This window comes from Tengunoibacter tsumagoiensis, assembly GCF_003967535.1.
Classification (GTDB): Bacteria; Chloroflexota; Ktedonobacteria; order Ktedonobacterales; family Ktedonobacteraceae; genus Tengunoibacter; species Tengunoibacter tsumagoiensis.
Genome location: NZ_BIFR01000002.1, coordinates 60310 through 81296, shown reverse-complemented (window position 1 = coordinate 81296; position 20987 = coordinate 60310). Strand labels below are relative to the sequence as shown.

14 protein-coding genes are annotated in these 20987 nt (G+C 44.7%); 6 read left to right on the top strand and 8 right to left on the bottom strand.

Annotation, left to right across the window (positions count from 1 at the left end):
• Positions 1–73: 73 nt before the first annotated feature.
• Positions 74–1225 carry an AI-2E family transporter gene (locus EL628_RS21380; protein WP_126582048.1) on the top strand — a complete coding sequence of 384 codons (1152 nt, stop codon included), beginning with the start codon at positions 74–76 and terminating at the stop codon, positions 1223–1225.
• Between the two features lie 88 nt (positions 1226–1313).
• Here EL628_RS21380 and EL628_RS21375 read toward each other — a convergent pair whose 3' ends face one another.
• Entirely contained in the window at positions 1314–1946 is a 633-nt protein-coding gene (locus EL628_RS21375; protein WP_126582047.1) for a GerMN domain-containing protein, read from the bottom strand.
• A 310-nt stretch (positions 1947–2256) separates the two neighbouring features.
• Here EL628_RS21375 and EL628_RS21370 point away from each other — a divergent pair, with 310 nt between their 5' ends.
• On the top strand, positions 2257–3186 hold the full coding sequence (locus tag EL628_RS21370; RefSeq protein ID WP_126582046.1) for a VOC family protein: 930 nt from the start codon (positions 2257–2259) through the stop codon (positions 3184–3186).
• Between the two features lie 27 nt (positions 3187–3213).
• Here EL628_RS21370 and EL628_RS21365 read toward each other — a convergent pair whose 3' ends face one another.
• The 5 genes from EL628_RS21365 to EL628_RS21345 all read right to left on the bottom strand — a co-directional run bounded on the left by EL628_RS21365 (position 3214) and on the right by EL628_RS21345 (position 10245).
• Positions 3214–6840: an ATP-binding protein gene (locus tag EL628_RS21365; RefSeq protein WP_161975659.1), complete on the bottom strand. Its 3627-nt coding sequence runs from the start codon at positions 6838–6840 to the stop codon at positions 3214–3216.
• Between the two features lie 704 nt (positions 6841–7544).
• Entirely contained in the window at positions 7545–8120 is a 576-nt protein-coding gene (locus EL628_RS21360; RefSeq protein WP_126582044.1) for an HNH endonuclease, read from the bottom strand.
• A 109-nt stretch (positions 8121–8229) separates the two neighbouring features.
• Positions 8230–9072, bottom strand: coding sequence for a YwqG family protein (locus EL628_RS21355; RefSeq protein ID WP_161975658.1), 843 nt, complete (start codon positions 9070–9072; stop codon positions 8230–8232).
• A 141-nt stretch (positions 9073–9213) separates the two neighbouring features.
• Positions 9214–9459, bottom strand: coding sequence for a hypothetical protein (locus tag EL628_RS21350; RefSeq protein ID WP_126582042.1), 246 nt, complete (start codon positions 9457–9459; stop codon positions 9214–9216).
• 177 nt (positions 9460–9636) lie between these two features.
• A complete protein-coding gene (locus EL628_RS21345) occupies positions 9637–10245 on the bottom strand; it encodes a DUF1003 domain-containing protein (protein WP_126582041.1) in 609 nt (202 codons plus the stop codon).
• 263 nt (positions 10246–10508) lie between these two features.
• Here EL628_RS21345 and EL628_RS21340 point away from each other — a divergent pair, with 263 nt between their 5' ends.
• The 4 genes from EL628_RS21340 (at position 10509) to EL628_RS21325 (ending at position 18795) form a co-directional block, all read left to right on the top strand.
• Positions 10509–12152, top strand: coding sequence for a serine/threonine-protein kinase (locus tag EL628_RS21340; protein WP_126582040.1), 1644 nt, complete (start codon positions 10509–10511; stop codon positions 12150–12152).
• Positions 12153–12307: 155 nt separating this feature from the next.
• Positions 12308–12541: a hypothetical protein gene (locus tag EL628_RS21335; protein ID WP_126582039.1), complete on the top strand. Its 234-nt coding sequence runs from the start codon at positions 12308–12310 to the stop codon at positions 12539–12541.
• A 5245-nt stretch (positions 12542–17786) separates the two neighbouring features.
• Positions 17787–18389, top strand: coding sequence for a PadR family transcriptional regulator (locus EL628_RS21330; RefSeq protein WP_218028975.1), 603 nt, complete (start codon positions 17787–17789; stop codon positions 18387–18389).
• A gap of 16 nt (positions 18390–18405) precedes the next feature.
• Positions 18406–18795 (top strand): DUF4180 domain-containing protein, encoded by a 390-nt coding sequence (locus tag EL628_RS21325; protein ID WP_126582038.1) that lies wholly within the window; start codon positions 18406–18408, stop codon positions 18793–18795.
• A gap of 351 nt (positions 18796–19146) precedes the next feature.
• Here the strand turns inward: EL628_RS21325 and EL628_RS21320 are convergent, their stop codons facing one another.
• Both EL628_RS21320 and EL628_RS21315 read right to left on the bottom strand, forming a co-directional pair.
• Positions 19147–19905, bottom strand: a complete 759-nt coding sequence (locus EL628_RS21320) for a hypothetical protein (RefSeq protein ID WP_126582037.1) — start codon at positions 19903–19905, stop codon at positions 19147–19149.
• Positions 19889–20647: a ParA family protein gene (locus tag EL628_RS21315; protein WP_126582036.1), complete on the bottom strand. Its 759-nt coding sequence runs from the start codon at positions 20645–20647 to the stop codon at positions 19889–19891. The genes EL628_RS21320 and EL628_RS21315 overlap by 17 nt, the downstream gene beginning before the upstream one ends.
• Between the last annotated feature and the right edge of the window lie 340 nt (positions 20648–20987).

Here is a 20987-nt window from a genome sequence, read left to right as displayed (position 1 = left end):
ACGTCCTCTCAAAAGAATAGTTTTTGGCAAGCACTCTTATGCACTGTGACAAAAGCAAGGGAACAATAAGCCTATGTATTCATCTCTTCCTCGCCCAGAGACAGCTACAACCAAATGGGCCCGGCGACGGGATATGCCTATCGCCATACTGGCATGGATTGCCGTAGCCTTTGTCATCCTTTGGGGAGCAGCCCACATCGTGCGAACCATCTTGATACTGGTGATTGCAGCCCTGCTGGCTTATGCGCTTGCACCAGCCGTCAAACTATTGCAACGCTTCATGCCGCGCTTCCTGGCCATCTTGATCATGTATCTGCTTGTGCTTGGCGCGATTAGCTTTTTAGTCTACATCATCATCAACACAGCAATTGATCAAGTTGGAGCACTGTCACATACGATCCAGAATCTGCTCACACCGGGCAAGGGAAGTCAGGTTTCACCAATCGAGCAAAGGCTGAACTCCTGGGGAGTCTCATCTCAGCAGATTGCTTCAGTTCGTACCCAGTTAACAAACTCGCTCGAAGGAGGAGCCAACACGGCTGTCCCCTTTTTAAAAGGAGCCTTCGACACTGTACTCGATATTGTCCTGGTTGCCGTACTCAGTATCTATCTGCTCATTGACGGTTTGCATGTATCGAACTGGTTGCGTCAAAATGCCCCCCAACTGGCGCGTATCGATTTTCTCATCGACACAATCCAACGCGTGGTTGGTGGTTATATCCGTGGGCAATTCTTACTTGCAGTGCTTGTGGGAGTCCTGGTAGGTGGTGGCATGTTCGCTTTTCATGTCCCATATGCGGTCCTGCTCGGAGTCCTGGCCTTTGTACTGGAGTTTATTCCCGTGCTAGGAACCCTCATCTCGGGAGCAATCTGTGTTCTTATTGCCCTCACCCAGGGCTGGCTTATTGCTGTACTGGTCCTTATCTACTTTGTCGTGATGCATGTGCTTGAGGGTGATGTTATCGGACCACGTATTGTTGGAAAAGCAATAGGGCTTCATCCGATTGTCTCGCTGGCAGCTCTGGTAGCTGGCTCTGAGCTCTTTGGTATCTGGGGAGCACTTTTTGCCTCTCCGGTTGCCGGTGTGATTCAAGCATTTATCATTGCACTCTGGATCAACTGGCACTCTAACCATCCAGAGCACTTTGAACCGATTGAGCTAGAAAATGCTGAGACAAAGGTTGAAAGTATAGTCGATCAATCCTTAGGAACATCTCAATCGTAAACACACTCTGAGAAGACGGCTTCAGTCGCTTTTTCTGCCCGGCTGGAATAATGGGCCGAAGCCGTCTTATCTTCCTGAGAGAACGAACCTATTGAAGACAGCGATCCAGACCGCTTTCATCGCCCAAACAATGCCCATCTACAGTCAAAATCACAACCTTCTGAATCGTGCTAAATTGTGTCAGCGTCTTTGTAATCTCGGCCTGCATACGAGCATCTGTGCCAATACCAGCCGACGACAAAACACGGCAGAACTTGACCGTCGTAGTCCCTTGTTGATCAATAGTGCCTTTCTTATTCAAGCTTAACAGGAAATCAACATGGTTAGTACAAGTAGAATTGCCTGTAATCGATTCATGAAGTTGTGAAACATAGCCTGCATTTTTCTCTGCACTGGTAGGACCAATGATCAATTGTTGAAGCGAGAAAGTAGCAACACCATTATCTGGAGAAACACGATTAACAGGAAAAACAGTTGTGAGATCCGGGCTATTAATTTTAGAAAAGTAGATCTTTACAGAAATGCCTCCAGCGGCTTGCGTTGGAGATGTAACTTGAACAGTCTGAGTAAGCAGAGGAGTTCCAGCAGTCGCCCCTGCCGGGTCAGCATTACAACCACTCAATAAAAAAAGACTTAGCAACATGGCCAAGACAGAGGCAAAACAAACACCATTCCAACGACAGCTTGCTCCAGCTCTATACACGAACTCCTCACCTTCCATATCATATCCTCCTCCTCAATAATAAACAGGCGCATAGTTATCTGTCCTGTTCACAAACCCTCATCATTATGATAAACGCAAAGAAGTATATTTTTTCTCTAAAATTGTAGCTTTTTAAAGCATATACTCGTGTTTAATAGTTTGTCAAACTCATGCATTATCCCAACCCCCCATCAGGAAGCAATTGAAGACATTCAGGCCTGATTGCTCACCTACTTAAAGATAGTAACTTGACAAAAGTAAGCTAAGAGAGTACTCTAAAGACAGCACATGAGAAATTTTTAGCCAACAAACAGCATCGAGGATCACCATGGAACAAGCGGCCAATACACAGAACACATCACTTCTTCCTGACAACACGCTGATCGGCCTGGCAACGCTTACCGTAGCCGATCTGACCAAACAAGTAGAATTTTATACCACCATTATCGGGTGCAACATTTTAGCCCGGACAGAGCAGAGCGTTATCTTAGGAGCTGGCAAGACCCCACTGATCATCCTAACCCAAGATCCAGAGGCCTTTCCTCGACCATTACCTACAACAGGGCTCTACCATATCGCCATTCGCGTTCCTACACGAGCCAACCTGGGCTACATGCTTCAACATTTCATTGATACAGGATATCCACTTGGGGGCGCATCCGACCACCTGGTCAGTGAAGCCCTGTATCTCTCCGATCCAGAAGGAAATGGCCTGGAGATCTATAGAGATCGACCGCGAGCCACCTGGCCCAGATCGAATGAGGGCGGAGTACAGATGGGCAGTGAGCACTTAGATGCCAACGGTATTTTAGCCGCAGGCAGAAGCGAGCAATTAGACTGGCATGGCCTCCCCGAGGGGACAGATATTGGCCATATGCATCTACAAATAGCCGAACTCAACCAGGCCGAAACATTTTATTGTACAATTCTAGGCTTCAGCCTGATGCAACGGTGGCATGGAGCTTTATTTGTCTCGGCAGGGGGCTATCACCATCATCTTGGACTCAACACCTGGCAATCGCGTGGAGCCTCACCAGCACCAGCACATGCAACTGGCCTACGCCTTTTTACGCTCACAGTTCCAGACGAGCAAGCATTAGCGCAACTTGAAGAGCGGCTTCGAGCCGCACAGACAGCCTTCACCCGTAATGGAACAGGGATCACAGTCAGCGACCCCTGGAAAAACACCATTATCGTCACAGCTCAACCGCTCGTAGACAGCCAGGAGCTCCAAAAGATTATCAGCAGCTCATTTTGAGGCTGCGCATAGAGAAGATAACGGGCACTATTCTGTGACCTGTTCCAGCAATTGTTGAGCTGATGCAACAACTTGCATCATTTCATGTTGCTGAGCATCAGCGATCACTTGCAGTAAAGCAATACGCGCTTCTTCAATTTTTCCTTCAAGGAGACTACATTGAGCAAGAGAAAGCGCCCCTCGTAAGCGTATATCAGGCTCAATATTGCCCAATTGAAAAGCGCGCTTAATATTCGCCCTTGCTCGCTCCAACAGGTGAGGGCGTCCTTTCAAGGCGGCTGCACGCATGACACGTACCATCCCTAAGGTAACTAAAGCCCGGCTCACACAAGGAACACTATCCAGATCGCGGCCAACCTTCCAGGCAGTTCGTATACAACGTGCAGCATCCTGCGTCTGACCTAAGCGTTGAAGAACCAGGGCCAGATTCGCATTCCAGAGACTAATATACTCCCGATCTTCTTCATTCATCTCCAGAGCGCGCCGATACCAACGAGCAGCCTCAGGATAATCGCCACGCGCAGCAGCCAGCTCGCCCCAGTTACTACAGAGTAAGGCCAGCAACGGCCCATCTCCGATGCTTTCGGCGAGAGTATACGAGCGTTGCAAAGCCTGTTGAGCCTGCTCATACTCAGCCTTCTTCAACAAAATATATCCCATATCACAAGAGAGGTGGGCAATCTGCCGTTGTTCACCATAGCGCTCAAAAACAGCGAGAGCCAATTTTTGGTGAGTAAGCATCATACTTAGCTGCCCCAAAGAATGAGCAATTGTGCCCATTAAACGATGGATACGGCCAGAGTGAATCGGATCTCCAGCCAGCATCTGCTGAATAGGAGTTGCCCGAATAGTTGAGCCAGACCGATCATCCACGACGCCAGTACGATCTTGCGGCTGCTCTAAAAGATTCAGAGCCAGTTGAGCCATCTGCAAAGCCTCATCATACAGGCCAGCCTGTTTAGAGAGATTACTACGCAAATAATATAAACGTGCCCAGGATGGCCCACCAGAGACCTCAGAAGCCAGCAAAACCTGTTCCCCTTTTTCGCAAGCCTCGCGGGCGGATTGAATATCACCGATATATCGGCTGGCCAGTCCAATCTCAGCCCAGAGCAAGGCCTGCACTTGAGCCTCATACTGAGGGCGAACAGTTGGGAGGCGTCTCCGCAGATCTAAGACGCGTTCATAGAGCTTGCGCCCATCGGCAAAATGTCCACGGATCATCGTACAGGCCGCAAGGCGCTCTAATAAGGCAGCGATATGAGCCTGTTCTGAAGAAACATCGGCCTTATCCAGGTACTCAACAGCCAGACGATACTGATCCTGAGCCTCAGGAAAAGCAAAGACTGAATATGCACGATTGCCTGCAAGCTCAGCATAATGAGCAATCGTCTTAGGATCAGCTCCAGCTTTAATCAGATGATTGGCAATGGTAGCGGCCACCTCCTCCTCACGACCCTGATGGACAACATGCAATACATCCGCAGCTCGTTGGTGCAGGCGAGCACGTCGAAACGCCGAGATATTCTCATAGAGATGGCTCACGAGCAAAGGATGACCAAAGCGATACGTAATGCGTGTTCCAGTCCCCTCATCAGTCATCAGACTGGCCTGAATTGCCTCATCGAGAAGATCCTGTACCTCCTCCTCATCAACCTGCTCGTGTTCAGTCTCCATAGAACAAATAACTGGAAGCTCAAAAGATCCTCCCAGGACCGACGCTTTCTCCAATAACTTTTGACACTCTGCACTTAACTTATTAATACGCCGCTTTAACACATCGGCAATGGTCTTAGGCATGCCACCAGGCGTCCCTAAACGAGCAAATTCCTCTGCAAACATAGGATTGCCTGCTGCATAATCCTGAATATGTTTAATCGTTGCTTCAGGAAGAGGAGAGACACGTGAGACCAATAAAGCAATCTGTTCACTTGAAAGCGGCTCAAGACGGAGTGATTGGATCGTATGCTCGCGCTGCATATGATAAATTAATTTCAGTAATGGATGAGGAGGGTGTTTAGTAAGCTCAGTATCACGCAATGTACACAGAAAGAGAACCGGGTAACCATGAAGATGGCGAGCCAGATAACCAAGCAGCTCATGGCTACTATTATCAGCCCATTGAATATCGTCGAGGAGAATTAATAGTGGCGACTGCTCAGAGACAGCTTTCAGCAGATTAGCAATCGCCTCCCACAAGCGCAACTGCTCCTGATCAGGAGTCAAAATATACGTGGGAAGAGGCTGTGCAAAGAGATGCTGAGAAGTGTACTCACGCAATTCTGGTAAGAGTGCCACCAGCGGCTGGAGTAAAGCAGGATCAGAGATAGAGAAAAGGCCAGAATCACTCTCCAAACTTTTGCGCAACACTTCAGTCCATAGTCGATAAGGGACGCCGCTCTCCTGCATATATAATCGGCTCACAATTACACCCCAGCCGCGCTCGCGAGCCTCTAGTGACATCTCTTCAGCCAGACGTGTCTTCCCCATACCTGCATCGCCAACCACCATTACACATTGAGGGCGGCGCTGTGTCTCCAATGGCGCAATTTTCTCATGAGTCCCGACCGCCAGGAGACGCCCCTGTTCTTCAACGTCTATGACCATCTTGCGCAAAGCCGCCAGCTCCTGCTCACGACCAACCAGAGGTCCCAGGTGAACACGTCCCGTAATTTCCGCTGGCAGACTGCGAGGAAAACTGATCAAAGCATGATCAGAAGGGGCAATTTCTGACAGAACCCTGCTATGACTATGAGAAGTGCTTTCTTTCTCACTAAAGACAACATGTGAAGTACGCTTAGGCGAAAAAACGGGCAGAGGAAGCCCTTGATGGACACATTCATACAGCTCACGTGTTTGATTAGTCGGCTTAAGATCCTGTGTACGTTGAAGGACTTTGGCAAATTGTTTGTACGCCCGCAACGCCTCGCCGCGCCGTTTTTGCGTAGCCAACACCACCAGCAACTGCTGCACCGCAAGCTCATTCGTAGGATCACTTGAGAGTAAGCGATCTAAGAGAGCAATAGCACGCGTGGGAGCTTGTTGAAGAAGAGCGATTTCAGCCAACTCTAAGACAATATCGCTCCAGAGATAGCGAAGAGAATGTCGACGTGGTAGAACCCACGCAACATCGTGCTCCTCAGGCAAAAAATTCCCTCCATAGAGGGCATCCACTGCCTGTAAAGCCTGTTCACGTTGCTGAAGTTGGTCAGTTGTAACCGCTTCACCTGGAAGAGAAGATAACAGTAGCAGTTCCGCCTGAGCTTCAAATTCGTCAGCATCAACAAAGATCACCTGTTGATCTGCTAACAACAGCTCTTCATTGATCACCTGCAATGGCTGAAGGGTAATAGTCGAACGGCTAAGCACCTTCCCCAGAGAGCGAATAGCTTTATTCAAATGATGTGTAGCACTCTCTTCATCCAATTTCGGCCATAGAGCCGCTTTCACCTGTGACAACGAGGCCCTCCGTTCGGGGCAACAGAGAAGATAAGCCAGAAGAGAACGCACAGCACGTTGCTTCCAGCCAGCCTCGGTCACAATTTTCCATTGTTGATCCTGACGACGTAGCATGCAAAACGGTCCCAGCGAAACAACACGAACAAGAGGCAGCTCGGCATCCGAAGAGCTACCTGAAGTAGATTTTAGTGACATAGTCCCATCTCCTGTCATGACAATCCGTCGTCTCTCATGCTGTCGTCTCTCGTGCTAATGAAAGATATCTACTGCTGGATCAAAGAAGGCTCGCACGTACAATCGGTACAATCGCGATGATAAAAGCAGGCGCTTCTTACAACCGACAACAAAGGCTTCCTTAAATACGTTCTTTACCAAGAGAATCGAACATAGTAATATCTATTATGGTATGAAAATACCACATTATTTAACAATCCTCAATTTCTGAAGAGCATGTTATAAAAGACAGAGATAATGATAGTCCCCAGGGGCCCAACCCTATAAAAAAATGATGATGAACAATTCAAAGAAGTCCATTTCACAAAATAGATTAAAGAATTTTAAATCCCCATACGTGCATAAAATTTACGAGAGCTAGTGTATAAAGCAGTAATTGTCTGCTTGTCTCCCCTACTAAGAATACTACTCCTCTTTTGCGAAATAGCCAATAGCATTACACATAAAGTACTATAGAACAAGAAAAATATACAAGAACCATCTCAACTCTTTAAAATAACCTCTTTCATAACTAGAAATACTTCTAAACCCAAGAATACCATAAAGATAGCTCATCTCTTATAACACGTTTAAGAGATGAGCTATCTTTATGGTTGATAAAACCTGATGTTTATCCTTTTATCACGATCACGTTGTGATCTCTTCAAAAGGATGTGTACGCATGCTTATTTATTGGGCATGCTATTATAGACATCAATCCAATTAGTTGCAATTTTGATTTGAGCATCCTTTAAGCTCATTGAACCATTGCAGACTTGATCATGGAGGTAATTCTCTACTTTGTCCTTTTCATGAAAGCCTGGGGTAGGACTGGCAGGCTCAGGCCAGAGGTTAGAAATGTCATTTGAGCCTCCCAGTTCCAGGCTAACTAAATGATCAACCTCATACTCACCCGCGTTATGATGTGTAATGCCATACTCAGCATATACCTGATTCTTTTCACTGGTTGGCACATTACGTACAGAACTGGAGTAACCCGATTTGCAGATCTGATTTACTGTGGCATCAGAAAAAATGGCACCTGGAGTACAGGCCGTATCTTGTAATGGACCATTGATCTGACAACCTGAAGTCTTGCTCTGAGTACCAAAACTAGGCGTACTACCAGAGGAAGTAGAGCCACCAGAGCCTGTTCCGTTCGAGCCCGTTCCGCCAGACAAGCCTCCTGTACTTGAGCTACAGGCTGACAGGCTACACAATAATAAGAACATAAATGCCAATACATAGAAATTTTTACGCATAGTTTTCTCCAATGTCCCTTATCAAAGGGTATAATTTGCATCGTGCCTGCTTACTACTCTTCTGAATACTCTATTTTCATGTTGAATCGTGAAAACTTTTCATGAACGTCTACTCGGATTGCACTACCAACCAGGTCTGGTCAAATTGCTGCTTTCGTAAAGCATCCACTGGTAGCCAATAGTAAAGCATGCCACTACTGCCCCACCGCATGCCTATCTGCTCATCAGTATCGACCTGTAACAGCAACTGCCAATCATTTGCATGACGTTGGAGCTCTGCGACTTGTGGAGAAGCACTATCAGTAACTCCATGGGTCATCATCTGACATTGAAGACGCATATCATCTTGAATCGTATCTGGAAAACCAGATATGCGATGACGAGGGGCCGCCTGACCAGCCTCATCCTGAAACTGAGCAAATACTGTATCGTATCGCTTCTGATCAGTATCTGTCCAGGAGAGTCCAGGCACTTCAAGCTGTGGCTGCGCCGACAGTGTCAGTTCAGGAGAAAAAGTCAAAGCTCTGGCCTTAAACTGCCCTTGTTTGGCCAATGTGTCTGGAACTGGAGCTGGCCGTAGGGTTGCTGGCGTGTCCTTAGCAAATAACACTTGCCAGGCTCCCCGGTCAGTTGGTTTATCACCAAACGCTTGCTGCTGTGAATCATAGAAGAACCAGAGCATTCCCGTTGAAGGGAGAAAGGTGTCAGCTATATGAGGCAGATCGCTAAGTTGAAGTTGCGCAATAAAGGACTGTGGCCTGCCTTGCCATTGCGGCCAATCTGTTCCAGGAGGCAGATCTGGCTGCCCACCAAGACGCGAACTGCCAATCTTCAACGACGAAGTTGAAGCTGTCGAGATTCGAAGCGAGCTCCGACTAATCTGCTGACTATACTGCTCTAGCTGTGTCAAACCATTATTGGTAAGAGCTGTGATAAGACCTGCTTTGTCCATGATGACCTCCGCCACTTTATTTGTAACACGCATCAATCCACAACATAGATCCACACAGCACAGATATTGTTGTGAATAATCCCAACCAATAAGCTAGAGCAATCAATGATCCAACTAACCAGTTAAACGCCGTAATGCAGACTAAATGGTGAGGTAATTATTGTCTGGCTGGATAGGACGTTTAAAGAACCAGGTACGATACCCTTCAGCATCAAGCGCAATATTAATGGCCTCCCAGCCTAATTCGCCCAACGCGGCAATCAGCGTTTGCCAGGTCTGATTATCATGTTCAGTGATACGTTTCACCTTCGGATTATGGGTGCGATAGAGCACATAGACAATCTCATCATTTCCCATATCGCGTAGATGGCAATATTCCCAACGCATAGAGAAGCTCTCCCTTTCTGTCTCACTATGGTAGTACTTTAACACAAAAACGCAACAGAAGGAATAAGATGGAAAAGAAAAATGCCCGAACATTTCAACCGTTGTCTCTGGTGCACGCAATTGTATAAACTTCAGACAGGATCTTGTCTGAAGAGATCCTGGAGAGCAGGCCAGACATCACAGAACATTCTCTTCATCATCAAGAAGATCTTCTTTGAGCATCTGGTCGAGAGAATTCAAAACCTGATGTGGATCAACGGGATGCTTCATAGCTTCAACTTCTGGATCTAAGCGCGACTCTACTTGTGGGAGATCATCGCGTAACTCTTCTAGCATGGTAAGAATCTTTGTGACTTTCTGCTCAATCAACATTGAAAATTGCAGATCGAGATGGCGTCTTTGTTCCGCTACTTTCCCCTGCCGATTCTGAGTAATCAGCACAACGGTAGTGAGCAAGAAGGAGCCAATATTAATCGTCTCCAATAGCCAGGTAAACGGCTCAGGATCAAACGCATGAAGGCCAACATAAATCAACAGGAGATTAGCCATTATCCAGCTGACCATGACGACAATAATAAAATAAAGAAAAGCTGGACGACTCAAAAGAGCAGTAATTTTTTCAATTGTGCGCTGATGATGATCAATCTCACTCTCCATCTGATGGTGAATACGAGCAATTGTCTCGATATTCTGATTGACGGGATCAGCGATAGCAGCAATCTGTTGTTCAATCTGTTGATTATATTTTTTCTGTAAAGGGGCACTTTTTCGTCTACTCTTTGGCATCGTAAAAATAAACCTCACTCTCAATACGCACGTAACCAGGAACCTCACTGAGATGAATACGCAAAAAAGGCTCTTTAGGCTTCATTTTCAGAGGGAACCAATGTTAAGAAGAGAGAAATGGCTCCACTGGTGAAGGAAGAGATTTGACAAAAATTCGCTCAAATGTCCCGATTTGCCGCCAATCCGCTTGCTACCCCTGCTTATTAACGCTATACTAGAGTAGGCAAAGCTATGAGTCCATTTTAGGCTGAGAGAAGGATACTATGGCGACTGAGCAGGGAATTATTGGGAAAGAGATAGGCAATTATAAGATTGTTGCGAAGATTGCAACAGGCGGCTTTGGGACGGTTTATCGGGCCCAACATCATATTTTAACCGAGCGGACAGTCGCCATCAAAATTCTACATACCTTCTTAGGTTCTGAACAGGAACGGCAACAATTTATCCAGGAAGCCCAATTCCTGGAACAATTGCGTCACCCTTATATTTTATCACTCCTGGACGTTGGATTTACACAGGTAGGCTTCGGGGCTGAGTATCCCTACCTTCTCGCTATTTATGCTGCCCATGGCTCTTTGCGAGAACGCTTAAAAAAGATTACTGGACGTACGCTTCCCTGGGATCTGGCAGAGAATATTTTGACGCAGGTGGGCCAGGCTCTTCAACATGCACATCAACAAAAAATTATTCACCGCGATCTAAAACCAGATAATATTCTCTTTACAGATACGCATACAGCAGTGCTGGCAGACTTTGGTATCGCCACTGTTCTCTCAACTGGTAGTATCAAATATACCACTGTAGCCGGGACCCCACTCTATATGTCGCCCGAACAATTTCGTGGCTCAATTAGCCGTGAAAGTGATCAGTATTCACTCGGTTGCATCGCTTATGAGCTGGCAACTGGTAAGCCACCTTTTAGTGCCCCCGATTTTATTGCGCTCGGCTTTAAACATGCCACAGAAGAGCCAGTTCCGCCACAGCAGATCAATCCACTCATACCAGATTATGCCAATCAGGCGATCCTGAAAGCGATTGCTAAAGAGAGGCGGGATCGACACGAAGATGTTGCAGCCTTCATAGCAGCCCTGCAAAAACCCAAAAGAGTGATCGAGACACCATCAATTGTGCCTCAAAAACCAAAAGAGCTCTGGCTTGAAGAAGGTAAAGTTCTTTATCAACAACAACGCTACGAAGAGTCTCTCTTTCCCTTTGAACAGGCGATCCGTATTGATCCGCAATCGATCGAAGCCTACTACTGGAAAAGCGACGCCCTCTATGAATTGCAGCGCTATGAGGAGTCATTGGAGATCTGTGAGCAGATCTTACTGATTGATCCTTATTATATCAAAGTCTATCTGGCGCAAAGCTATAATTTCATAGAGCTTAAACGTTATTCTGAAGCACTGGCAGCCCTTGATCAGGCATTACGTTTAGAGCCTAACCATATCACAGCTCATTTTGAAAAGGGTAAGCTGCTCCATCGCCTTAAAGAACACCAGGAGGCTCTCGGGATCTTTGAGCACGTGATCAACTTAGCACCAGATTTTGCCGATGCATACTACTGGAAAGCCGATAGCCTGAACGAACTTCATAGATTTAAAGAATCACTGGTTGCCTGTGAAAAAGCCCTACAGCTTCAACCTCAGCATATCCAGGCTCAAATTGTCAAAGGCTATAACCTGAGCTGGCTAAAACGTTACAAAGAGGCAAATGAAGCCTTTGATCTGGCAATTCTGCTCGATCCACATAACATCTCTCTCTATGTCGAAAAAGGGAATAACTATACCCGGCTCGGCAAATTTGCAGAAGCCATTGACTCCTATGACCGAGCACTCAGACTAGATCCCCATAATCAGGGAGCCATTTCAGGGCGCTGGATCGCAGTCGCAAAGAATAAAGGGTAAGATTTGATATTCTCTTCTGACATGCGTTGATATAAATAGAATACCGAGACTATCTATTCACACACAATGCAGGAGAAGAGAAATGATTTTCTTCCTTTTTATAGGCTTTCTATTCGTAATGGCCGCAATCCTGAGCATCCCAAATATGTTGTTACGTGGCTTTCGTCGTCGACCTTATTATCGATCGCGTCCACCCATGGGCCTATGGGCTCTACGCCCTTTATTCGCTGCTCGCCCACGCCATCGATATCATCATCATCGACACCATCATCATCATCACTATCGCTATTAAAGCACATAGTAACTATAAGAAAGATAGTAGAGCTGATATGCGCTCTACTATCTCCCCCACCTTTCATGCACCTCTGCTTTTTAATAGCGCCAACTGATCTCCCCCTCCCCTCTCTTGCAAGTACCCTCTCTCAAAAAAAGCTGCAACAGAGACCCCTCAATCACACATTGGACAAGTTAATGTTGCAGAGCTTTATTCCACATCAGAGCAACTCAACAGCTTACCTGGACCAGCTCTCTCGTTGGATCGGCGCAGCGATAGCCACCATTCAAGATAACCAGCTAGTTCAAGCCACATTATGCATCTTCAGACGAGATCAGCCATTCTCAATCTGAAAACGAGATAGCCTGATCCACCCATTCATCCTGCCCACAAAAGTGCAGATCACGCTCAGTCCAGATTACGTTTTACGTCTACGGATAATAATAATGAAAAAACGTTTACGTATACATATTGACTATTCGTTGGAAAACATATTTCCTCATTCATTCCCAATTCAACATCCGTATCCATACACAGGCTCATTCATCGCCAAAGGCATATCTCCATTTACAAGTTTATTCATCAGTCCCCCATCTGCAGATAAGTACTTTTATTCAAATCACGTTTACGTACACAGAACTTTTTCAGCCCATATCACGTTTACGTACACACCTTCACTATTTATTGGAACAACATTTACGTATACGGATTCATTCTCAGCTCAATTTCCGTGTACATACGCAAGTATGATCATTGCTAAAAATACGTTTACGTACACGTACTGCTTCTCCAATGAGTATCCGTTTACGTACACGGATACTCCTGCATTAACAGAACAGACCCTCTTTACATATGCAGGATTGTTCCCTATTGAAGCAAGAGCTAAAGCCAGAAAAAAAACCGCCTCACCATGCAGGTTCAAACCACAACAACTTGCAGCAGGTTTTCACTATGCCAACTTCCGTTCAAACCACGTTTACGTATACATTCTATAATCAGGACTTGTATATGTACACAAGCCCGATCACTACGAGAGATACGTTTACGTATACCTGGATCCTCTTCCCTTCAGCTTCCGTTTACGTATACAGGATGATCATCGCTAGTAATACGTTTACGTACACCTGAGCATCTTTAACTCAAGTCACGTTTACGTTTACGAGACTGGTTATCAGCAGTAATCCGAATCCGTATACGTATACATATTTCATCTTCGTCCAGGTTCCGTTTACGTACACGTTTTTGCCATTCATTGAACCTATGTATACGTATACAGATTGGTTTTCTATTAAAAGCACGTTTACGTACACAGATTAGACTTTCATTTAACAACTACGTAGACGTACACGTTGTTATCTTCAACTCCTATCTCGTTTACGTACACGTAATGTAATCGTGACCAGTCATACGTGTACGTATACATATTTCACCTTGCTTAAAGTTCCGTATACGTACACGGGCACAGATTCATTATCAGGATGGCGTCCGTTTACGTATACGAAATTATTTTGTCTGAGCAGAACGTATACGTATGCATTTTTGTTATTTATCGAACCTACGTAGACGTACACGGATTTGTTCTTCTTCATAATCACGTAGACGTACACGGATTTGTTCTTCTTCATAATCACGTTTACGTACACATCCTGATCTTTGATTCAGACTCCGTTTACGTCTACGTAGTTATTCTGTATTGGGAGAAAGTTTACGTACACCTGACTAATTCTCAACCACAAACGTGTACGTAGACGTACGCACATTTGTTTTCAGCCCAGATTATGTATACGTACACGTTCCAGCTATTTATTGAATCCACGTAAACGTATACATTCCAGCCTCGATCCATATTCCGTTTACGTACACATATTTTGTTCTGCATTCAGGTCCCGTATACGTACACGGATTCGTTCTTTATTACAAGCACGTATACGTATACGAAATTATTTACAACTCAGATCACGTTTACGTCTACGGGTATGATCATTACCAGAAACATACGTTTACGTACACCTCTACGTATCTTTAACTCAGTTTCCGTTTACGTATACATAGTTATCTTATATTGGGAGAACGTATACGTACACCTGGCTAATTCTCAGGGAACGAATGTGTACGTATACGTTTGTTCTTAGCTCAGATCATGTATACGTATACGTTCCAGTCTCAAGCTATATTCCGTTTACGTATACAGATTTGTTCTCTATCGCAAGCACGTTTACGTACACGAGGTTATAAGCAAAGCAGATTATATCCGTACACGTATTCACATTAGCTCGGTTCACGTTTACGTGTACGGATATGATTGTTATTGAGAAATATGTTTACGTACACGTAAAATTTCCAGCTATTTACTGAATCGACGTGTACGTAAACGTGTATGATTATTACAGAAAATACGTTTACGTACACATAGTGATCTTTAGCTCAAGTTCCGTATACGTACACGGGGTTATTCTTCGTTCATAATTACGTGTACGTATACGAGATTAGCCTTCGACTACTCATACGTATACGTACACGTTTCATTCTCAATCCATATTCAGTGTACGTATACAAGGGTTGTTCTTTATTAAAAACACGTTTACGTACACGGATATAAACGTTGCTAGAACTTCGTATACGTACACGGAGTGATCTTTAGCTCAGGTTCCGTTTACGTACACATATTTGTTCTCAACTCAGATTACGTTTACGTATACGAGGTTATGTGCATCTCAGATCATGTTTACGTATACGGATATCATCGGCACTAGCTTTACGTACACGTATACATACACGAGCTCATTCTCTATTCAACATACGTGTACGTCTACGGGTATGATCGTTACTAGAACATACGTGTACGTACACAGGGTTGTTCTTCATTCATAATTACGTGTACGTACACGAGATTAGGTCTCGACTACTCATACGTATACGTACACGTTGCACTCTCAATCCATATTCCGTTTACGTATACAGAGTTGTTCTTTATTAAAAATACGTTTACGTATACATAGTGATCTTTAGCTCATGTTCCGTTTACGTACACCTGGCTAATTCTCGGGAACAACTGTATACGTAGACGTACACGAATTCGTTCTCGGCTCAGATCATGTTTACGTACACGTTGCACTCTCAATCCATATTCCGTGTACGTATACGGAGTTGTTCTCTATTCCGAGCACGTTTACGTACACGAGATTAGTCACAGGTCAGATCATGTTTACGTATACGAGTATAATCGTTATTAGAAGTCAGTGTCGTGTACGTACACGTAATTACATCAGTTCAGGTACCGTTTACATACCTGTATTGGGAGAACGTTTACGTCTACCTCTTTATCTTTGGCTCAGTTTACGTTTACGTCTTTATTTTCAGACTTAGTCACGTTTACATATACATCTTCATTCATAATCACGTTTACGTATACCTGATTATCTCCTGGACACAAACGTATACGTATACGTATACGTATTTTTTCTCAGTTAAGATCATGTTTACGTACACGTTTCAGGCTCAATTCATATTCCGTGTACATCTACAGAATAGTTTTCTATCACAAACACGTTTACGTACACGAGATTAGTCGCAGCTCAGATCATGTTTACGTATACGGATACAAACGTTACTAAAAATCTGTGTACGTGTACGTAACTACATCAGTTCAGAATCCGTATACGTACACGGGTTCTTCCTCTATTCAATATACGTATACGTCTACGGATATGATCATTACCAGAATATACGTTTACGTACACATTTCAGTCTCAATCCGTATTCCGTAGACGTACACATAGTTATTTTTAGTTCAGCATCCATTTAGGTTTAGGAGAGTGTTCTTGATCAGGCATCTGTTTACGTATACAGATTCCATCTCTATTCTAATCACGCATACGTTACATAGACGAGATCATTCTCAGCGCAGGTCATGTATACCTGTGTGATCGTTACTAGAACTTCGTTCATATTACGTGTACGTAAACATAGTTGCATCAGTTCCGGGCCCGTATACGTAAACGGGTTCGTTTTCTATTTAATATTAGTTTACGTATACGTGTACGTAAAGCTGGTTATCTTTAAGTAAACGTATACGGGTTCCATCTCTGTTCCTGCTCCGTGTACGTATACGGGTTCCATCTCTGTTCCTGCTCCGTGTACGTATACGGGTTCCATCTCTGTTTTTTTTCTTCTAATGTGTGTGTTTTAACTTCTTAGTTCGGGATATGGAGACGTTTATAGAGTGGTCTCTATTTGCGCAATATTAATTTACCTCTCATTCCTCTTTCATGTGGACGTTTACGTATACATATACGTGTACGTATTATAATCGATGTTATGTTGTTTGTTTGAACGTGGACGTTTACGTCTACGTTCTCGGGTTATTGTGAAAGTATGTGTACGTGCCTTGACCAGAGTGTATGGAGATATCTCTGCTTTCAATGTATGTATACGTATACGCTTTTTGAGTGAAATACGTTTACGTTTTCAATTTTCTACATTTTCCGTTTACGTAAACGTTATTGCTAAATTATGCAAGGAGAGGTTCGCATAAAACAGGTGGACGTTTACGTTTACGTCTACGTTCTCTTCATTAAGTAATTAGGATACTTAAGCTTTTAATCCAGGCTCGCTGAACTGTTTATGGTTACGTCTATTGCGGTTCACTATATACGCTACGTACTATTCATTTAGTTGAAGGGAGGTGGGTAATTATGCTGGCCAAGAGATGGTGTTATAAGGCGTTTACGTTTACGTTTACGTGTTGCTTTTTTTAGTTTCCGCGTTTACGCTGTTAATCAATTCATTATGGGATGTTTACGTAAACGTCTGTTGTGGGTTTGCGGTTTTTTTTGCTCTGATGGGTTTTCAGTTATATGTCTGGTGCATATGTGTACGTAAACGTGTAGTTGTGTGGGGTGAGATTTGGGTTTCGTTCACTTTGTGGTACGTGTGTTATATTCAGGGGTTTCGCTTAGGTGTTTGGCCGCTCTTATGAATATGTTTAGTTATCTATGCTTTCTTGTATTCATGTCGCCGGTTCGTGGGCCTGAGGTACATCTGTAATGGATGGATTGGCTGCTTTGATGGGGAAGGGGTGAGGCTGCGAAATGTGTGGTTCTGGATCATAATGCCTTTCGTTTATCTCAGGAGAATGAGGATGAGTTGGGGCGCTGATCTGGTTATGGCAAAATAGTAGCTCTCAATGAAGAAGGGTAGGGGGTATGATCCTGTGGAATTTTTTGCCTGGATTGTGGAAGGGTGGGATGCTATGGTGGGGTTGACAGGTGGATTATATAACAGTAATATAGGTTAGTAGTAACCTATATTACTGTTAACCTATTCTGTCTCAAGGAGAGTGGTTTTGTGGGGCATGCCATATGATGTCGATTAAATATGCTCTTCTTGGCTTCTTGAGCTGGCGAGCACTGACTGGATATGAGCTCAAACAATTGTTTGCAGAGTCGGCAATTCTGTCCTGGTCAGGAAACAGCAATCAAATATACACGCCGCTTGTTGAGCTCCATAAAGAGGGCCTGGTCTCTGTCGAGGTTCAGCCTCAGGAGGCACGTCCTTCTCGCAAAATTTATACTATTACCGAAAAGGGCTTAGCTACTCTCAAAAGTTGGGTTCTTTCGACACCAGAAGCGCCTCTCCAGAAGAATGCTTTTCTCCTTCAACTTGCCTGGGCTAATCAACTCACAGATGAGGAGGTAGATGCCTTACTTCAAACCTATGAAGAGCAAGTGCGGATTCATTTGCTGGTGTTCCGAGAGCAAGTCCTTCGTACAGACTCACCTCAGAGAACGCTGCGCGAAACTGCTCTCTGGAAGATGATTTCTGAAAATTGGATCTCGTTTTATGAGAAAGAATTGCAATGGATCCAGAAGGTGCGCGAAGAGCTGGTAAGCATAAAGAGAAAACAGAAGGAGGTCCGCTCTTGCCACGATCAGGCTGGAGATCTGAGTAACAATGGAATGTAAAACCAGAGGAGGTGTAATGTCTGACACGCTTACCACGATTCAAAGTGTGCAGTTTCTTGTTCTTACTCCAGACGGAGAGAAACTAAAAAACGAACGTGATTTCCTGGATCTGATTGGCGAAGCCATGTCGCAGGGTGTTGAGTGGATTATTGTTCCAGTAGAACGGCTTGAAGACGATTTCTTTCAACTTAAGACTGGTCTGGCCGGTCATGTCATTCAGAAATTTGTGACGTATAGACTGCGTCTTGTGGTCCTGGGCGATATCTCCAGGCACGTGGCTGAGAGCCGCGCACTCAAAGCTTTTGTGTATGAAACAAATCATGGTATCCAGGTGTGGTTTCTGACCGCTCTTCAAGAGCTCGACGGACGGCTGAAGCTCATGTACCAGCGTGGCCTTCTTTCATAGCGTAATGACATCCTGTCATTATATGGTAAATAATTAAGCAGCACTGGATATGCATCAAGCTAATGTTTGAGAAAGCAAGTGGTGTCACCGCTGCTTACTTTCCCAAACGTCAGCTTGTCTGTCAATGCCTCGTCTACGAGGCTATCTCAGAAACACTGAAGAGAAGAAATTATATAGAGGATGAGAGTCAGGAAGTCAGATCTCTTAGAGATCATACGTTGAAAATCGTATTATATAACCTGAATAGAGAGACTGCCCCTCCCTCCATCAGAACATGTCCCCATAGATAAGTGCTGGCCCCTGATTGGTGGAGATAGAGACCTATCTCCACTCATATCATGGCTTTTGGGCTTAACGATCATATTTCAATAAAAGATCGCTAATGGCTTCGTTGAGGAGAGAGGCTTTGGAGAGATGGTGCTCATATGCCAGGTCGTCAAAACTTTGCTTCAGACTTTTATCAATCCAGAGGGTTACACGCTCGTGGGTGTTTTCAAAGGTTGCAGCTCCACGCTTACGACGTGAGGTGTCAGAGCCATTGTCTTCTTCCTCTTGATTAACAGTGACCAGAGGATTCGTTTTTTCTTCAACTATGGCCTGAAAGTTTTCTGTTGAGTGTGGTTCCTCGGCTAAAGGCGCAGATATGCTGGCGACCTCTTTGCCTGAGCTCTTTTTAGGAGTTGACTCTTGAACGGGACCAGCTCCTTTGGCTGTCTGGCGTGGAGTAGCCCGGTATGTTGGTCGCGACTTTGATGGTACAACTTGCTCGCCTGACTCTGGTAGTGAATATGGCCGCTCTTCAAGGAAAGTGGTCTCTTGCATCTGCTTTTTGACCGTATAAGGCGCGGGAGTATCAACCAATAAAGTAGGGGGAGCCTGATCTTCTTTTCTTTGAATGATCTCTTCTACAACTGCCTCTACTGGCGGCTCTGGCTGAGCAATAATCGGCTGCTCAACCACTTGCTCACGTGATCTGGGCCGCTCAACATCGAGAGCGGCTTTTTCAGCTTCGTTGTTCTTTTCTGTTTGTATAATCTTCTCTGTCCGGGCCTCTGGATCATGACTGGGTCGGAGTAATGGGTTAATAAATTTCTTAGCTTCCTTCGGCACGATCCAATACCTCCTTCACAAGTTTTAGATAAGCCTGGGCTCCTGTACTGTTTGGTGCATAATCAAAGAGACAGGCGATCTGATTGTGTGCCTCTTCTACTTTAATGTTGCGTGGCACAACGGTGTCAAATACAAGATTTCCAAAATGATGGCGGACTGCACTCAGTACATCATTGCTGAGTCGTGTGTGGTCATCCAGATTAGCCACCACTCCAAAGATAGGAAGGGAAACGTCCAGGTTCTCCCGCAGCTCTTCCATTGTTGTCTCTAAAATGCTAATACCAATAAGTGCATAAGTGGTAAGGGCAATCGGGATAATGACATCAGTGCAGGCGATAAATGCGTTGACTGTCAATACTCCCAGGTTAGGAGGAGTGTCAATAAGTACATAATCAAAATCTTTTATCTGGGATAGTGCTCGTGTTAGTTTTCGTTCACGACCTGGTGCAGAGGCCATCAATAGATCGGCAGCGCTTAAATTAATTGAACTTGGAGCAACGAATAAACCTGGTTGCTTCGTTGGAAGAATAACATCGGCCATTTTCATACCGTGGATCAGTACGTCAAATAGAGTATGCTCCTGATCGAGATTCCCCAAAAGGCTATAGGTACTATTGCTCTGAGCATCAGTATCCACAATAAGGACACGCCGACCTGCACGTGCCAGTCCATACCCAAGATTAACCGTAGTCGTTGTTTTTGTTACCCCGCCTTTGTTATTACAAAGTGCAAATACTCTCATTACTTTGTTTTTCTCCGTTCCTTCTCTATCTCACTAATATCTTTGTCAACTCTACTTACTCTTAATGAGGTGACTATGAGTATAGCTCCCCCCTCCTTTCTGTACTTTCCGTTCCTTATATAGAAGCTTAATGAAAGTGCAAAAATAAAGTGTAAATTAACTCAACAGTCAAGCTCTTCCGCGCAGGTACAATTCTTCTTCACTTCTTTCTTACCCACCTTTCCTGCCCCTCTCTTAATAAAGAACGCGCGTCTACTTGCATTGTAACACAATTTGAGCTCAAATCCACTACTTTTTGGCCTCAAAAATCAACGTATACGTAGATGTATACGTTTACGTA

Excerpts from the sequence above, each read along its gene's own strand:
- EL628_RS21380 (WP_126582048.1), top strand. The coding sequence starts at position 74 with ATGTATTCATCTCTTCCTCGCCCAGAGACAGCTACAACCAAATGGGCC.
- EL628_RS21375 (WP_126582047.1), bottom strand. The coding sequence starts at position 1,946 with ATGGAAGGTGAGGAGTTCGTGTATAGAGCTGGAGCAAGCTGTCGTTGG.
- EL628_RS21370 (WP_126582046.1), top strand. The coding sequence starts at position 2,257 with ATGGAACAAGCGGCCAATACACAGAACACATCACTTCTTCCTGACAAC.
- EL628_RS21365 (WP_161975659.1), bottom strand. The coding sequence starts at position 6,840 with ATGTCACTAAAATCTACTTCAGGTAGCTCTTCGGATGCCGAGCTGCCT.
- EL628_RS21360 (WP_126582044.1), bottom strand. The coding sequence starts at position 8,120 with ATGCGTAAAAATTTCTATGTATTGGCATTTATGTTCTTATTATTGTGT.
- EL628_RS21355 (WP_161975658.1), bottom strand. The coding sequence starts at position 9,072 with ATGGACAAAGCAGGTCTTATCACAGCTCTTACCAATAATGGTTTGACA.
- EL628_RS21350 (WP_126582042.1), bottom strand. The coding sequence starts at position 9,459 with ATGCGTTGGGAATATTGCCATCTACGCGATATGGGAAATGATGAGATT.
- EL628_RS21345 (WP_126582041.1), bottom strand. The coding sequence starts at position 10,245 with ATGCCAAAGAGTAGACGAAAAAGTGCCCCTTTACAGAAAAAATATAAT.
- EL628_RS21340 (WP_126582040.1), top strand. The coding sequence starts at position 10,509 with ATGGCGACTGAGCAGGGAATTATTGGGAAAGAGATAGGCAATTATAAG.
- EL628_RS21330 (WP_218028975.1), top strand. The coding sequence starts at position 17,787 with ATGATGTCGATTAAATATGCTCTTCTTGGCTTCTTGAGCTGGCGAGCA.
- EL628_RS21325 (WP_126582038.1), top strand. The coding sequence starts at position 18,406 with ATGTCTGACACGCTTACCACGATTCAAAGTGTGCAGTTTCTTGTTCTT.
- EL628_RS21315 (WP_126582036.1), bottom strand. The coding sequence starts at position 20,647 with ATGAGAGTATTTGCACTTTGTAATAACAAAGGCGGGGTAACAAAAACA.